This is a genomic window from Methylomarinum sp. Ch1-1 (assembly GCF_030717995.2).
Lineage (GTDB): Bacteria > Pseudomonadota > Gammaproteobacteria > Methylococcales > Methylomonadaceae > Methylomarinum > Methylomarinum roseum.
On record NZ_CP157743.1, the window covers coordinates 4,182,238 to 4,198,423 of the forward strand.

Genomic DNA, 16,186 nt, shown 5'->3' on the forward strand with positions numbered 1-16,186 from the left:
TCATTTCCCGGAATTCATTATATCCCATTGATTATTTTAGGGATAATCAATTTTCGGTCAGGCACTAGTTAAACGTTTAGGGAGTGTTAAATAACCCGCCCCGCGTGCAGGTTTTTGGCGGCTTGCTTCGCGAAGCCGCCCTACGATGCGCTAGGGGTGTGCTGACGAGAGGAAGCACACCGGTTTGTAATTATTCAGCGTATTTTTATCAGAGGGAGTAGGCTATTGATTTATCGGGCTGTCTGCAACAGGACGTTGCAGTCAGAGCTTACATGGATGTATTCACGCGTCCCGAGAAATCAATGGCCTACTCCCTAATCCCTGAAAGATACTGAATAGTTACACCGGTTTTTGATGCGCTTCACGCTGTTCAGCACATCCGAAGGCAAGATAGATGATTCTTTTATCCCGAACTGAGGTTATCAGTAAAGCTATCAATTCACCGCAGCGGCGCTACGTCCCGGACCGGGAAACATCAACAACACCGCAGCATACAATAGCAAGGCCGCTATAATCACCGACGAAAAACCGAACTGCATCGCCAGCAAGGCAGTCAAAACCGAACTGATCACCGAGGCGCAGCCGTTAATCGCCCACGCCCAGGGAATCAGTTGATCGGCATGATCGGCCAAACTGTCCAAAGCCAACGGCATCGGCATCCCCATGCAAAAAGCCAACGGCGCAATCAGCATGATCGCCAGCAAAAACCTCGTCACCATCATCATGTCACTGCCCCAAGCAAAGAGCCCGGGCAAAATCAACAGGTAGGATGCGCTGAACGCAACGATGCCGATCACCGCGATGCTGACGCCTGCATACCTTCCATAACGCTGGCTCAGGCGGCTGGAATGCGCGCTGCCTAGGCCGGCAAAAACCAAAAAAGCGGTTAACGTCGCCGCGGCGGCATAGACCGGATGATGCAAAAACAAAATAAATTTTTGCATGACGGCGATTTCAATCATCATGAAACCGAGGCCGATGGCACAAAAATAACCGAACACATCACGGCGTCTGACGCTGTAGCGAGCGCCTCGCTTCATGGTATGGCGCAGCCACCACAATGGCCCCATAATCAACAGTATGCTGGTCAAAACGGCAATGCATAGCGTCGCAAATATGATCAGGTAACCGGTTTCGATCAGACTCGCCCCGCCCTTACCCAGCAGACTGAGCATTTCCGGCAGCGCCGACCAGCGAAAAAAATGCTGAAAATACGGCTGATCGTCGGTTGCCGGCTTCAGATTGAATTTATAGTCCTCGACAAACTTCTTCCTGTCGCGGCTCAATAAGGCCTGTGTTCCCTGATAAAACAATGGTGGACTTAACACATTGTAGCGATTCGCCTGCTCGGCCCGGATTTCAGGCGTGTAGACTAAATCGAAATTTCGCTCGCTGCAAAAAAGTTCCGCGGCGGCGATTTCCTCATGGCTGAAGGCGCCGTTCTTGATGATCAGCGTCGCCGTTTGCCAGCTGCGTATCAACAGCAACTGCTGTTTGGCATTGCCGTTTTTTTGCAACACCGTCAACGCCGTGTTGAACAGCTTCAGGGTATCGCGGGGCGGTATTTTCGCCCAACGCGTGATCGATAAATAACCGCCAGGCTGCAGCTTGGACAGATAGAGCTGCAAAGCCTCGACGGTGTATAGATAACTTTCATTCAAGGCATAGAGTCCGGCCGCCGCCGCGTTGAACGAATCCAACAACGTTAACTGGATCAAATCATACTGTTGCTTATGGGTATTGAGAAAATCCCGACCATCGGCGATATACGCCGACACATTAGTCTGTTGATAAACATCGCTGACAAAATCGCGATCATGCAGGCCGGTCAGTTCTAAATAATGCGGATTCAATTCCACGGCGTCGATTTGCCCGACGCGGTGAAATTGCGCCTGCAGCAAATCACTGCCGCTGCCCGAACCGATGATCAACACTCGTTCGGCTTGCTGCAGATGATAAGGCAAGGCCGAACTCATCTGATCGAGATAATCCAGTTGTCGACGATGATCCGGATTCGCGGTGATCACCCCCATATTGTCGGCATCTGTGAAGACGCCCAATTGCGGCAACGGCTCACTGCCGGAAGAAAAGCTCATGCCGGGGGCGTAGCGGATAGGCACTTGGTCGCTGGCCAGCACGGTGATCAAGCCGAGCGGACTGGATTTTTCCGCGATCACCCGGATACCGTTGATCAACTGCATCCGCGGCAGACTCTTATAAGGCGATATTTTTAATTGCAGTTGCCCTCCGCCCCACCCCAGCATAGCCAGCATGAGCAAAAAAACAATGCTCAAATCCGCTTTGTTGATGCGCAATTCCAATCCGGCCACGGTTGCCGACAACAATCCTCCCAGAGCGATATAAAACAGCGCCGTCTGTGGAAACACCGCGTACATCAACAACACGAAACCCAGACAGCCGGCGCCGGCGCCGAACAAATCGGCGGCATAGAGCTTGGCCATGCGATGCTTGTAGGATAAAAACGCCAGACATATGGCCGCCCCGACAAAAAAGAACGGAACACTCAGCAACAAAAACATCAGCAATAAATAAAGGCTCTGCCGCCAATCCCACAGTATTTCCTCGGCGTTGAAGGGAAGATTTTGCGCCCCTTGAAAACTGATCACGCAAAACAGCGTAAAAAGCAGAATGCTGGCGAAATAAACGTAGCGGAAATGTTTCAGCAGCCGGCGCTGCAACACCATCACCACGCTGCCGCTGAAACCGTGCCCCAGCAAGGCCAGGCCGATCACCATATAGGCGAAATGATGCCAGTGTATGATCGAGAACAGGCGCATCAGCAACAGTTCATAGGCCAGCGCTGCCGCCGACAACAGCGCGATTGAGATGACTGGAAGGCGTAACATATGGCTTTCTCCGTGCTTAAGATTAAGATGGGGTCGGAAAAAACGTCCTGTTATGATTACCTGATATCGATAATTCTAGGAAAGTTATTTGTTAACCTACCCTTAATGACCGCCTGTGACCGGAACAAAACGCACCGGCAATATCTGTTTGCTGACCAGTTTGCCCTTGTCCTCTTTAGTGACCAGCAACAGCTGTTGGGTCAAGAACATCGTACCGACCGGAATGATCATGCGTCCGCCAACTTTCAGTTGCTGTTTTAACGGCGGCGGAATGTGGCTGGCCGCCGCCGTGACGATAATGGCGTCGAACGGCGCCTGCTCTTCCCAGCCATAATAGCCATCACCGACCTTGACCGAAACATTGTCGTAACCCAAGCGCGCCAACCTTTTTTTGGCCGCCAGCCCCAGAGGCTCGACAATCTCGATCGTGTAAACCTCCTTGACCAGGCCGGACAGAATCGCGGCTTGATAGCCGGAACCGGTGCCTAATTCCAACACTCGGCTGTTCGGTTGTAAATCGAGCAAATCAGTCATGATGGCGACAATATAGGGTTGAGAAATCGTCTGTCCGTAACCGATCGACAAGGGACGATTATCGTAAGCAAATCTTTTGGCGTCTTCGGGGACGAACTCATGTCGCGGCACCGTCGCCATCATCCGCATGACCTTTTCGTCAAGCGCCGTCTTATCCAAATAAAAGCGCGTAGCCCTGACGTTGTCTTTTATCTCCCCGACCATTTGTTGTCTTGCCATGGCATAGTCCTCCTCAGCCTGCACAATGAAGCTCAAAGCAATCAGCAAAACCACGATTACCAGGCCATCTTCTAGGTTAATTCGCCTATACATGAAACACCCCCATTCAGATATCTGAATCCAGTATTTTCATACTACTCCGTTTTTTCCAATTTCGCACAACAGCCCGGGTTTAACCAGCAGTTCCAATTTGGACAACAAAGAAGGCCTGGGGTGTGTCTGCCAAGGAACGCCGTGAGGGGCTTGACGGCAGCTCCCAGCCGCCGATATCACCGCCAAGCATACTCCGAATGCCGCTTGAATATCAGGCGCGTTTTCTCGCTCCAACAGAGGCTGTGATAGGGTATTCGCTGGCTTGAGCCGCGGATGTGGGAGGCAGGAGCCGACCCCAAGCGCACAGGGATGTGTTTACAGCGTCCCGTGGAGCAAGCTTGCGGATGCCCGCTTTCCTTAACGGCATTAATTCAGCCGACTTTAAGCATCGTACAACTTTGTCGGAGGCGTGCCCCGCCAAACACCCCGGCCCTAAACAGCGCTAACACGATCAAACTGATGGGAATCGCTGCTGGTTTAGAGAGGACTTTAACGGGTATATTGGTAGTCAGATCCGCCAAACTGGCTAATGGAGCGCACATGAACCATAGCACACTTCCGACCTTGATCCGCTCACTGCAAAATCCGGAGCTTTATCCGCATCCGATCGTTCGATTCAGCCTGATCGAAACCCACATTTCCTGGGTGCTATTGACCGGCAGTTACGCCTACAAGATCAAAAAACCGCTGAACCTGGGCTTTCTGGACTTTTCCACGCTGGAAAAACGCCGCCATTTTTGCCAGGAAGAACTGCGCCTTAATGGCCGGTTGGCGCCGGATATTTATCTTGAGGTCGTCGCAATCGGGGGCGGTGAGGAGCGACCACAACTAAACAGCGAGGGGCCAGCCATCGAATATGCCGTCAAGATGCGGCAGTTTGAACCGGACCAGACCTTCGATCGGCTATTGCAGCGTCAGCAACTGACGACCGACGTTATCATCAAAACCGCGCAAATCATTGCCAGTTTTCATGAGCATATCACCAAGGCGCCCAAAAAAAGCGAATTTGGCAGCCCCACCGCGGTCATGCGGCCGGTGCGGGAAAATTTCGCTCAGATCCGGCAACAGAGCGCTATCACAATGACCGCTGAATTAGAACAACTGGCCGACTGGAGTGAACGAGAATACGCCCGCAACCTCGAATTATTCGACCAACGTAAACACAACGGCTTTATCCGCGAATGTCACGGCGATCTGCACTTGGGCAATATCGCGTTTATCGATGGGCGCATCGTGCCGTTTGACGGCATCGAGTTTAATCCCTCCTTGTACTGGATAGACGTCATCAGCGAAGTCGCCTTTCTGGTCATGGATCTAACCGATAAACAACGCCCCGACCTCGCATATCGTTTTCTCAATGAGTACCTACAACACGGCGGCGACTATGCCGGCCTGAAATTGCTGCCTTTTTATCTGACCTATCGCGCGATGGTGCGGGCCAAGGTCAGCGCCATACGCGCCAGCCAGGTCAGCACAACCGAACCGCGGCAAAAAGCCGTTTCCGACTATCGCGATTATCTGCAATTGGCGCGACACTATACGGAGACTAAAAAACCGCTGATGCTGATCATGCACGGCGTATCAGGCTCAGGCAAAAGCTGGTTATCGAATCGAATCATCGACCACTTTCCGGTTATACGCATTCGTTCCGATGTGGAACGAAAACGCTTATTCGGGCTGACGGCCCAACAAACCAGTCAGGCGACTATCGATGGCGGCATCTATAGCGCCCAAGCCAGCGCCCTGACATATCATCGCCTATTGGAATTGGCTGCTGAAACTTTGAGCGCCGGTTATAACGTCATTGTCGATGCGACATTTTTGCAAAAACAACAAAGAAAGCCGTTTTTCCAGCTAGCGCAGCAAGCGGCTGTGCCGTTCCGAATCGTACACACGATCGCCGACCGACAAACGCTGTTGCGACAGATTGAGGAAAGGGCCAAACTTCAAGATAATGTTTCCGACGCCGACCCGCGGGTGTTGCAACATCAACTGCAAACCCGGCAACCCTTAGACGTCGATGAGCAACGCCATGCCATCGAAATAGACACCGCGCAAAACGCGCATTTAACAAAATTGTGGAATATTCTGGATGAATACAAACATTAAGCCCATAGCGATAGGCAACATGCTTCGGTTAGTTTTCTGCTTGATGGTTTTAGTCGCCGCGCTGACTCCGACAGTGCCTAAGGCCGCGACAGCTCTGCAACAAAGCGACAGCATCGATTTATATTATTTCTGGTCCCGTTATTGCCCGCATTGCAAAGAAGCCAAACCGTTCATTGAGAGCCTAGCGAAAAAATACTCTTGGTTGACCCTGCACAGTTACGATTTAGTCGGCAATCGCGACAATCAGAAACGTTACCTGGAGATGGCTAAACGACTGGGCCGACCGGCCAACTCAGTCCCCGCCTTTATCTTTTGCGGTCAGATGATGGTCGGCTATGACAGGGACGAAACCACCGGCCGGGAACTGGAGAAAAAGCTGCTGAGCTGTCATCAGCCTGCCATCAATCCGCATACCGAAATGCCAGTGCAATTCAATCTGCCGGGCTTGGGACAGGTTCATTACCAAGATTTTTCGCTGCCGGTTTTCACGCTGATCATCTCGGCCCTCGATGCCTTCAATCCCTGCGCGTTTTTCGTACTGTTTTTTCTGCTCAGTTTAATGGTCCATCACCGCAGTCGGGCCAGGATGCTGGTGATCGGAACCACCTTTGTCCTGTGTTCCGGCATCATGTATTTCCTGTTCATGGCGGCTTGGTTGAACCTGTTTCTGCTGACCGAACAACTGGTTTTCATCACCGCAATCGCCGGCCTGATCGCGATCGGCTTCGGTCTGATCAATATCAAGGATTATTTTTACTTCAAACAAGGCGTCTCGCTGTCGCTGTCCGACTCGGCGATCAGCAAGCTGACCGCCCGCATTAGAGGCCTGACCCAGACAGGCGACTGGGCCACGATGATTGTCGCCACGCTGATCCTGGCCATCGCCGCCAACAGTTATGAGCTGCTCTGCACCGCCGGCTTGCCGATGGTATTCACTCGCGTGTTAACGCTGAATGAATTGAGCGTATCGCAATATTATTTGTATTTGCTCCTCTACAATGTCATCTACATCATCCCGTTGCTATTGATTGTCGTCTTGTTCACGCTGACTCTGGGCAGAAAAAAACTGTCGGAAAGCGAGGGGCGTTTACTGAAATTATTATCCGGCTGTATGATGCTTGGCCTGGGAACGATATTGCTGCTGAAGCCGGAATGGCTCAGCAACATGCTGGTTTCTGTCAGCGTGATCGTCGGCGCCGTCGTGTTGACGGCCGTCGTTGCCTTCCTGCAAAAACGGAACTGCAGAAGTCCCTAATGACTTTTCTGCGCCATTTGCCGACTCGTAATTATTCAGCGTAGTTTTTTCAGAGGGAGTCGGTTATTGATTTTAGGTTATTGGCTATGATTTCTGAAGGTTCCCAATTTTTGAGGGGGCTTTATTAGGAATAAGCTAATAAATGAAAATATTAGACACCTATAATATTCGTTATAAACTTGCGCACCAGCTCTTTAAAAACAATGCGTAGGAGCGCCGCCCTCGACGCGAAAAACAAGTAGTCCGCATGTCGCTATGCGAACTGCAGGTCAACAAGGTCCTGAACGATTCAACCGTGACTAGAGTAAGTTAAACGTTTGGGGCGGGTTAAATAACCCGCCCCGCCCAGAGGCATGATGCGATATTAACCAATGTGTTGGTTCAGGTATTTTTTAATGAGGGAGCCCTGCCCCCCTAAAACCGATTGACGATCGGTTAAATAATAAGAATAATAGCTTGCTGTGTGTTATGGACAATTTCTGCTGATCATGAAAATTATTCAACGCCCATATTTGGGTGAACTGGAAATGGCGGTACTCGAATATCTTTGGGCCAAAGGCGCATTTGACGCGAATGGGGTGCATGCCGCGTTAGGCAAGACGCGCGGGATATCTCACAATACCATTCAGTCGACGCTGGAACGACTGTACAAGAAAAAGCTGTTGACGAGACAAAAAGTGAGCCGCGCCTACGTCTATGAGGCCTCGGTTAGCCGGGATGAGTTGATGGGGCGAATGATTACCGATGTCGTCCACACTCTGGTGGACGACGATGCCGACAGCATGCTGGCGGCATTCGTGGACATTGCCGCGCGCAGCGATGAAGCGCATCTGGAGCGATTGGAACAACTGATCAGCGAATATCGTTCCAAACGTTGTGATAAGACGCCGTCATGAGCATGCATTTTCTACAATCGGGGATTCTGGCGACGTTCTTTTTCGGCGGCCTGCTGTCGTTGCTGTCGGCCATTGGCTATCCCGGTTTCCGCCGACATTTATTGGCGCTGCCGTGTCATTTCCGCTCCAAGTTATTAGTTATGGGTCTGTGCGCCCCTCTAATATTGGGTATTTTAGTGACATTATTCGGCTTGTTGCCCTCCTGGATGGTGGATCACGACGAGGCGACGGAACATTGCGCCACGCATGCAAACGGCATGGCCCATTTATGCTGGTTTGATCCGCTCGTACACCTGTCCGATCATTTTTGGACAATCGGCGCCGGTTTAATGGCCTGTGTCGTAGGTTACGGCATGATCGCCGCGCTTCTTTTTTGCTTACGGAATAGGCGATTTCAGGCCACGCTCAATTTGATCAGTAAATACGATGCGGAGCATCGGGTTTACCGGATCGACAGTGAACGGTCTTTCGTGTTCTCAGCCGGATTGTTTGCGCCTCGCGCTTTTATTTCTTCGCAATTGATCGAGCAACTATCCAGTCCGCATTTGGCCGTGGTGCTTGCGCATGAACAATCTCATTGCCGACGGCGCGATGTGTTATGGCGTCAGTGTTTACGTATCACAGGTCTTTTGCATTTTTCCCCCACGCGTCGACTGATGCTTGAGGATCTGGAATTGGCGCAGGAACAAATCTGTGATACCGAGGCCGCCCAGCGCGTGGGCGATCGTCTGTTAGTCGCCGAAACGCTGATTAAGATCGTCAGGCAACATAGTGTCAGCCTGCCGGAAGCCCATCCTGCGATTAGCGCCTTTAATGGCAGTCATATCGAGCTCCGTATTCGGCAATTGTTGGAACAACCCGAACCGTTGCCCCCCTCGATGGCCTGGTTGAGTGCTTCACTGTTCGTCTTGCTGTTATCCGTCGTCGTCAGCTTGACGATGCCGCTGCATCATCTGTTTTAACTCGGATTTCCTGAGCAAAATGATTTTAACGAGACTGTTTTTGTCCTTAAAACCGATGATCAATCGGCTTTGTCCAACGCTAGGGCTACTAAGCGCCGCGCTGCTTATCGCATGGCCTTCACATGCCAAGTCGCCGTTGACCGAAACCGACTTGCTCGAACAAGTGATGCAACAAGCCAGCGTGCAAGACTGGGTTAACGGACGCCTCGATGAAGCCCAAAGCGACATCATCGCGTCCTCGCATTGGGAAAACCCCACCTTTTCCTATGCGATGGATTTACCGGGGAAGCGAGACCAAAATGCCTTTGAAAATGCCTATATGCTGTCGCAGAAAATCGATCTCAGCGGGCGGCGTGGCCTGCGCCAATCCGCCGCGCAACAAAACTTACACGCAGTGGAAGCCGGCATCCAATCGCGTTTGGCTGAATTCAAAGCGCAGACGCGTCAACGCTTTTTCGAGGTCCTGCATCTTCAACGTCGGGTGGATGTCGTCAATATCTGGTCGCGGCGCCTGAATGCGTTGCAAGCCATCCTGCAAAAACGGGAGCAGGCCGGCGATGTCTCCGGTTATGAGCTTAAACGAGTGCAACGGGAATGCGCCACAGCAATGACTCGGCAACAGACCGAAATGGCTGCGTTGCAACAAAGTTGGGAAAAACTGTTCGCATTATGGCCGGAGGGTGCGAAGACTTTGTCTGCGACGCGGACCGTCTCCGGCGAATTGCTGCCCGAAACGCCTTTACCCTTGGAACACTTTCTGACCCAACTCCAGCAAACCGCCGCATTGCGCCGTCTCGCAAAACAACAATCGGCCTTGCATCTGAATGCGCAGGCGGAGGAGCGATGGCAAATTCCCCAATTCAAGCTAGGCGTCGGCGCTAAAACCTTCGATGCGCCGACCTACAGCGACACCGGCGTGTTGGTGAACATAGAGGTGCCGCTGCCGTTATGGAGCCAGAATAATGCCGAACGTTTGCGGCTACAGGCGCAAACACAGCAGGCCGCCAGCGAATACCAGTGGGCGTATCAAAAAACCCAAGGCGAGATCAAAGGGCTTTGGCAGGCGTTAAATAGACTGTTGCAAGCCGCCGCCAATCTGGAACGACGAGGCCGAGCGCTATCGAATGAGCTGATGACAATCGCCGAGTCGTCGTATCGAGGCGGCGAAATCGGCATTTTGGCGTTATTGGATGCTTACCGTGAACGCCAGGCCTTTAAATTGGAACGGCTCGACTTGGCTTATAAGGCGCGCCTGGCCCGCATTGAACTCGACCGATTAACCGCTGGAATGACCCCATGAAACGTTTTATAACCACCGCACTGCTCATGCTTCTTGCCGGACTGACGGCCTGCAAGGAACCTTCGTCTGAACAAGGCGAGCAAGCGCAACAACCGCAGTCTTATGTGTTTACCGATTACACCGATGCGACGGAATTGTTCGTCGAATTTTCCGCATTGATCGTGGGACAAACCTCGTCCTTTGCCGCGCATTTTTCCAATATGCGCACCTTTCGTCCGGTAGAGCGAGGCGTCGTGACCGTCATTCTGAGCGGCGGCGGACAGCCGGAAGAACGCTTCTCGGTCGATCAAGCGGCGGTGGCCGGTATTTTTATTCCCAAAGCTCAACCTCGCTATGCCGGCGTCAGGCAACTGACCCTCGAATTACAATCCGACAGCTTGAACGCCCGCCACGCATTAGGCGCTATCACGGTTTATCCGGATCTCAAGACGGCGCTCGCCAACGCCGGCGAAGAGAGTGAAGACGGCAACGACATTACCTTTCTGAAAGAACAGCAATGGAAGGTCGATTTCGCCACCGAAGTCGTCACTCGGCAACCGCTGCAACCGTCGGTGCGGGCCTTGGCATCGATCAAGGCCGCGACAGGCCATGAGGCATGGGTATCCGCGCCGCTTAACGGTCATGTGTTAACCGAGGCTTCAGGCGTGCCGAAGGTCGGTGGCCGCGTTAAAAAAGGCCAGGTTCTGGCGACGCTGGGCGCCCGTCTAAGCGGTTCCAGTGATTTGGCGGAACTGGAAATGAGCGTACAAACCGCGCGTGCTCGTTACCAATTGGCCGACAGCGAGCGGCAACGGTTGCAGAAATTGTTCAACGAACAAGCGGTTGCCAAGCGCCGATTGCTGGAGGCGGAAAGCAACGCCAAAGTCACGCGGGCAGAACTACAGGCGGCGCAAAAACGCTTGCGGCAAACCCATCAACAAGCGGCGGGAGGAACATCGGGCGTTAAACTTTACGCCCCAATCAACGGCGTCTTGACGGCGGTCAATATCGCCGCCGGCAGCTATGTCGAAGAAGGCGATGCCTTGTTCCAATTGATCGATCCGCAGACATTATGGCTGGAAACGCGGGTGGCCGAAGCGGATTCAGGACGTTTAGGGCCGCCCGAGCGGGTCGGTTTCAAGGTGGCCGGCATGGAAAAGTCGTTTACCATCAAGCTGGGGGAAAACGGCCAACTCGTCGCTTACGGACAACTTGTGGACTCGGTTACGCGCACCTTGCCGCTGGTATTCGAATTCGACAACGCCGACCTGAAGCTGGCGGCGGGCTTGCTCGCCGAGGCCCGCCTCTATCATGGCGATAGCCGATTGGCGCTGGCCGTTCCGGAAACAGCGTTGATCGATGATAACGGACAAGATGTGGTGTTCGTGCATGCCAGTGGCGAATCTTTTCAACGGCGGGTGCTGCGCCTCGGCATCCGCGATCAGGGTTATGCCGAAGTGCTGAGCGGTTTGAATGACGGCGAGCGTGTGGTGACGACAGGGGCGTACCTGGTGCACTTGGCGTCCTCTTCGACTCAGCCGGCCGCTCACGGTCACGCGCATTAGCAGAGGAACGACATGATTGCACAGTTAATTGACTGGTCATTGAAAAATCGTCTGTTCGTGTTGGTGGGCGCGACCTTATTGTTGTTTTGGGGCGCTTACGAAACGCAGCGCATGCCGATCGACGTCTTGCCGGATTTGACCGCGCCTACCGTCACGGTGATCAGTGAAGCCCATGGCATGGCGCCCACCGAAGTCGAGCGCCTGATTACCTTTCCGATCGAAACCGCGTTGAACGGCGCCGCCGGTGTCCGCAGGGTGCGTTCCAACACCGGCATCGGCCTCGCCGTGGTCATCGTCGAGTTCGATTGGGGCACCGATATCTATCAGGCGCGGCAGGTCGTGGCCGAGAAACTGCAACTCGCGCGCAGTCATCTGCCGGCCGATATCGCCGCGCCGGTGATGGCGCCGATCACGTCGGTGATGGGCGAGATCTTGTTCATCGCGCTTGAATCTAAACAACACGACAGCTTGAGTCTCAAGACCACGGCGGATTGGGTGGTGAGACGCCGGTTGTTGGCGGTCTCCGGCGTCGCCGAGGTCATTCCGATCGGCGGCGACACCAAACAATATCAAGTGGAAGTAAAGCCGGAACGTTTGGCCGCCTACGGCCTGACCTTGAACGAGGTGATTGCCGCCGTGCGTGAAACCAACAGCAATGCCTCGGCGGGGTTTTATACCGCATCCGGACAGGAATATCTGATTCAAGGCATCGGCAGGGTTCAGCGCTTGGACGATATCGGCGAAGCGGTGGTCGCACAGCGTCAGGGTCTGCCCGTGCTGGTGCGCGATGTCGCCGAGATCAAAATCGGGCCGGCGCTAAAGCGCGGCACCGGTTCCCATAACGGCCATCCCGCCGTGATTCTGGGCGTGCAAAAACAACCCGGCGTCAACACGCTGGCCTTAACCGAGCGACTGGATGCTGTGCTGGCCGACATTCAAAAAACCTTACCGGCAGGCATGGTCTTGGATGCCAATATCTTCAGACAGGCCGATTTCATTGCCGTGTCGGTGCACAATCTGTTGGACGCGCTACGTGACGGTGCGATTCTGGTCGTCATCATCCTCTATGTGTTTTTGATGAGTGGGCGGGCGACGCTGATCACCTTGATCGCCATTCCCATCTCGATGATCACGGCTCTGTTAGCGATGAAAGCGATGGGGGCCACCGTCAATACCATGACCCTGGGCGGTCTGGCGATCGCGCTGGGGGCGTTGGTCGACGATGCGATCATCGTGGTCGAAAATACCGTGCGCCGCATGCGCGAAAACATCCGTTTGCCGGAAACCGAACGCATGGCGACGAGCCGGCTGGTTTTCAACGCCAGCCATGAAATACTGGGGTCGATCGTCTTTGCCACTTTGATCATCATGCTGGTGTTCGTGCCGCTGTTTTTCCTGAGCGGCGTGGAAGGTCTGTTGTTACAGCCCTTGGGCATGGCGTATATCGTCGCCATCGCCACGTCGTTGCTGGTCGCCGTGACCATTACGCCGGTCTTGAGCTATTTCCTGTTGCCGACCTCCGGCGCCGTGCGCGAGGACAAGGAAGGCCGCCTGGTCATTTGGTTGAAGCAGCATTACACCCCGCTGCTGGAAGGTTCGTTAACACGTTGGCGCAGCATCAGCCTGATGTCCGCCGCGATGCTGCTGATCGCCCTGGTCGGCTTGTTGTTGTCGGGGCGGGCGTTCTTGCCGGAATTCAATGAAGGCAGTTTGACGATCAGCGCCGTTACGTTGCCAGGCACGTCGTTGCAGCAATCCGATCAATTGGCGCAGCGGGTCGAGGAGATCATTTTGGAGCAGCCCGAGGTCGTCACCACCGCCAGACGAACGGGACGCGCCGAACTCGACCCGCATGCGCAACAGGTGTTCGCCTCGGAAATCGATGTCAGCTTGAAAATGCAAGACCGCAGCAAAGCCGAATTCCTGTCCGAATTGAGAAAAGCGTTGACCGCCGTGCCGGGTACGGCCATCGTGATCGGACAACCCATTTCCCATCGCATAGACCATATGCTGTCCGGCACGCGGGCGAATATCGCCATCAAGCTGTTCGGACAGGATTTGAACGAGCTGCGGCGCTTGGCCGAACAGGTCAAAAAACTGACCGAACAAGTTCCGGGGGCCGTGGATGTGGCGATTGACAATCCCGCCGACGTGCCTTTTTTGAACGTCAAATTCAATCGGCAGGCGCTGGCCCGCTATGGCCTCAGCATCGGCACGGTGGCCGAAGCCATAGAAACGGCCTTTGCCGGGCGGGCCGTTTCACGCGTCATCGAAGACGTCGGCAGTTTTGATTTAGTCGTCCGCTATGGCACGGAAGCCTTGGAAGATTTGCAAACGATACGCTCGACATTGATCATGACCCCATCCGGCGCGCAACTCCCTCTGCACGCCTTGGCCGATATTGGTAAAACGCGCGGACCCAACACCATCAGTCGGGAGAACGCGCAGCGCAAGATTGTCGTCATGGCGAACGTCGCCGAACGCGATCTGGCCGGCGTGGTGCAAGATATTCAGAGCGGTATCGAGGAACAAATCCGTTTTCCCAAGGGCTACTATGTCGAATATGGCGGTCAATTCGAGAGCGCCGAACAAGCGTCCAAGACCTTGTTCATCGTCGGATCCATCGTCATCGTCGGTATATTCTTGTTGTTGTTTGTCGCGTTCCATTCGGCGGGCGATGCCTTGTTGGTGATGTTGAATCTGCCATTAGCGCTGATTGGCGGCGTGATCGGCGTGTATTGTGCCGACGGCATCCTGTCGGTCGCCTCGATTATCGGCTTCATTACCTTATTCGGCATCGCTACCCGTAACGGCGTCATGATGATCAGCCATATCCACCATCTAGTGCAAGACACAGGGATAAACGACCTATACCAAGCGGTGAAACTCGGCGCATTGGAACGCTTGTCGCCGATTCTGATGACCGCCTTGGGCACCGGTCTGGCGTTGATCCCGCTGGCTCTTAGCGGGGGCGAACCCGGCAGTGAAATTCAAGCGCCGATGGCAATCGTGATTCTGTTTGGCTTGCTGACCTCCACCGCGCTGAACATGCTGGTCATACCGGCTTTGTATTATCGCTTCGGTTCCATGCGGAAACTCACGAATCAACAAGATGAACCTTGATTTGTGTCTCGCCCCTTTGTCGCGACGACTATGGAGTGGAGCAATAAGGGAGGAGGATTTTGTTACAAATCCATTCAGGTTCTGAGCGGTTTAGTGCAGCTATATTTTTATCCGGTTATTAAGCCCAACACTGGCTACTTTAACGACCTCAACTATATTACTATTTAAGTTTTTGGAGAGACCTATGCGTTCATTGATCTTACTTTGTACATTGTTGTTATCAGCGTCAATGTATTCCACTGCGTTTGCCGATTCCGACAAAAATGAGTCCGGAAAAGGCCGGCAATATTCCAAAGAGCGATCCAAGGAGGCATGGAAGCGTGAACGAGAGCATCAACGCGAAGCAGCTAAAGACCGTCGAGAATATGAGCGCGAGCAACGCAAACATTTCGAAGAAATGGAGCGGGAAGACAGAAAGCACTACGAGGAGATGGAACGGGAAGACAGAAAATATTTTGAAGAAATGCGGCGCGAAAGTCGTCAACATGAAAAAGAAATGTCACGCTAATATGTGGCTTTTGACAGCCTAACGATCAGGCGCTTGAGCGCCACCCTAACCAGTGAAAGTATCAGGCGCCTGATCGTTCCCTCTCCCCGGCCCTCTCCCAAAGGGCGAGGGAGATTAAGGCGCCACTTCGCGACTTTCATAGTAAACATTGATGATCACCCGAAATTCACATCGATAATTGGAATTGCCATTCATGTACGCCTTAAGCAAGGTGGTCATCACCAGCCTGATCATCGTCGCCATATCGGAACTGTCGAAACGCAGCGCTTTTTTCGGCGCATTGTTAGCCTCTTTGCCGTTGGTTTCGATTCTGGCGATGATGTGGCTATACATCGATACGCGAGACGTCGAAAAAATCGCTGCGTTAGCCGGCAGTGTGTTTTGGCTGGTCATTCCGTCTTTGCTGTTTTTTATCAGCTTGCCCTTGTTACTTAAAAAAGGGATGAATTTTTATCTGAGCATGGGCTTGTCGATGCTCGCAACGGCGGCCTGTTATATTCTGATGATTAAATGTCTCGGCTACTTCAACATAAAGCTGTAAGTGTAAAGGGAGATAAAGGCCTGGCCAAGTCTAGCTGAGTGGTGAGCTGGGATACGCTCATAACAAATCGAAGTAAAATACGAATGTCAGCTACAATGGCCGAACAGAGACCATCAAGCCAGATTAAGATCTAACGAATGTTTGAAGCATCCTAGGAGGCTGTTCGAGAATAGCAACCTCAGTTTTCCAGGCACAATATTTAGTGCTTAATAATACTTAAAGACTCTATATATTG

Annotated in this window: 11 protein-coding genes; 9 read left to right on the forward strand and 2 right to left on the reverse strand. The window is 53.1% G+C overall.

Translation table 11 applies throughout. The features are described 5' to 3' along the window. Positions 1–434: 434 nt before the first annotated feature. Positions 435–2,867, reverse strand: a complete 2,433-nt coding sequence (locus Q9L42_RS18960) for an SAM-dependent methyltransferase (RefSeq protein ID WP_305906821.1) — start codon at positions 2,865–2,867, stop codon at positions 435–437. 102 nt (positions 2,868–2,969) lie between these two features. After that, positions 2,970–3,620, reverse strand: coding sequence for a protein-L-isoaspartate(D-aspartate) O-methyltransferase (locus tag Q9L42_RS18965; protein ID WP_349431611.1), 651 nt, complete (start codon positions 3,618–3,620; stop codon positions 2,970–2,972). A 633-nt stretch (positions 3,621–4,253) separates the two neighbouring features. Here Q9L42_RS18965 and Q9L42_RS18970 point away from each other — a divergent pair. From Q9L42_RS18970 to Q9L42_RS19010, 9 genes are all read left to right on the forward strand, one after another. Further along, on the forward strand, positions 4,254–5,822 hold the full coding sequence (locus Q9L42_RS18970) for an AAA family ATPase (protein WP_349431612.1): 1,569 nt from the start codon (positions 4,254–4,256) through the stop codon (positions 5,820–5,822). After that, positions 5,806–7,077 carry a thioredoxin family protein gene (locus Q9L42_RS18975; RefSeq protein WP_349431613.1) on the forward strand — a complete coding sequence of 424 codons (1,272 nt, stop codon included), beginning with the start codon at positions 5,806–5,808 and terminating at the stop codon, positions 7,075–7,077. Before Q9L42_RS18970 ends, Q9L42_RS18975 begins: the two co-directional genes overlap by 17 nt. A gap of 488 nt (positions 7,078–7,565) precedes the next feature. Beyond that, the gene (locus Q9L42_RS18980; protein ID WP_305906816.1) at positions 7,566–7,973 is read left to right on the forward strand and encodes a BlaI/MecI/CopY family transcriptional regulator; all 408 of its coding nucleotides are present in this window, start codon (positions 7,566–7,568) and stop codon (positions 7,971–7,973) included. After that, the gene (locus tag Q9L42_RS18985) at positions 7,970–8,935 is read left to right on the forward strand and encodes a M56 family metallopeptidase (protein ID WP_349431614.1); all 966 of its coding nucleotides are present in this window, start codon (positions 7,970–7,972) and stop codon (positions 8,933–8,935) included. Before Q9L42_RS18980 ends, Q9L42_RS18985 begins: the two co-directional genes overlap by 4 nt. A gap of 40 nt (positions 8,936–8,975) precedes the next feature. Beyond that, a complete protein-coding gene (locus Q9L42_RS18990; protein WP_349431615.1) occupies positions 8,976–10,235 on the forward strand; it encodes a TolC family protein in 1,260 nt (419 codons plus the stop codon). Next, complete coding sequence (locus Q9L42_RS18995) at positions 10,232–11,779, forward strand: efflux RND transporter periplasmic adaptor subunit (protein WP_305906813.1); 1,548 nt, start codon at positions 10,232–10,234, stop codon at positions 11,777–11,779. Before Q9L42_RS18990 ends, Q9L42_RS18995 begins: the two co-directional genes overlap by 4 nt. A 12-nt stretch (positions 11,780–11,791) precedes the next feature. After that, a complete protein-coding gene (locus Q9L42_RS19000; RefSeq protein ID WP_305906812.1) occupies positions 11,792–14,902 on the forward strand; it encodes an efflux RND transporter permease subunit in 3,111 nt (1,036 codons plus the stop codon). A gap of 184 nt (positions 14,903–15,086) precedes the next feature. Then, on the forward strand, positions 15,087–15,410 hold the full coding sequence (locus Q9L42_RS19005; protein ID WP_305906811.1) for a hypothetical protein: 324 nt from the start codon (positions 15,087–15,089) through the stop codon (positions 15,408–15,410). A 178-nt stretch (positions 15,411–15,588) separates the two neighbouring features. After that, on the forward strand, positions 15,589–15,951 hold the full coding sequence (locus Q9L42_RS19010; RefSeq protein ID WP_305906810.1) for a DUF3147 family protein: 363 nt from the start codon (positions 15,589–15,591) through the stop codon (positions 15,949–15,951). The last annotated feature ends 235 nt before the right edge of the window (positions 15,952–16,186 follow it).

Bases quoted from the DNA above. Each gene is read 5' to 3' on its own strand.
- Q9L42_RS18960 (WP_305906821.1), bottom strand. From the start codon at position 2,867: ATGTTACGCCTTCCAGTCATCTCAATCGCGCTGTTGTCGGCGGCAGCG.
- Q9L42_RS18965 (WP_349431611.1), bottom strand. From the start codon at position 3,620: ATGGCAAGACAACAAATGGTCGGGGAGATAAAAGACAACGTCAGGGCT.
- Q9L42_RS18970 (WP_349431612.1), top strand. From the start codon at position 4,254: ATGAACCATAGCACACTTCCGACCTTGATCCGCTCACTGCAAAATCCG.
- Q9L42_RS18975 (WP_349431613.1), top strand. From the start codon at position 5,806: ATGAATACAAACATTAAGCCCATAGCGATAGGCAACATGCTTCGGTTA.
- Q9L42_RS18980 (WP_305906816.1), top strand. From the start codon at position 7,566: ATGAAAATTATTCAACGCCCATATTTGGGTGAACTGGAAATGGCGGTA.
- Q9L42_RS18985 (WP_349431614.1), top strand. From the start codon at position 7,970: ATGAGCATGCATTTTCTACAATCGGGGATTCTGGCGACGTTCTTTTTC.
- Q9L42_RS18995 (WP_305906813.1), top strand. From the start codon at position 10,232: ATGAAACGTTTTATAACCACCGCACTGCTCATGCTTCTTGCCGGACTG.
- Q9L42_RS19000 (WP_305906812.1), top strand. From the start codon at position 11,792: ATGATTGCACAGTTAATTGACTGGTCATTGAAAAATCGTCTGTTCGTG.
- Q9L42_RS19005 (WP_305906811.1), top strand. From the start codon at position 15,087: ATGCGTTCATTGATCTTACTTTGTACATTGTTGTTATCAGCGTCAATG.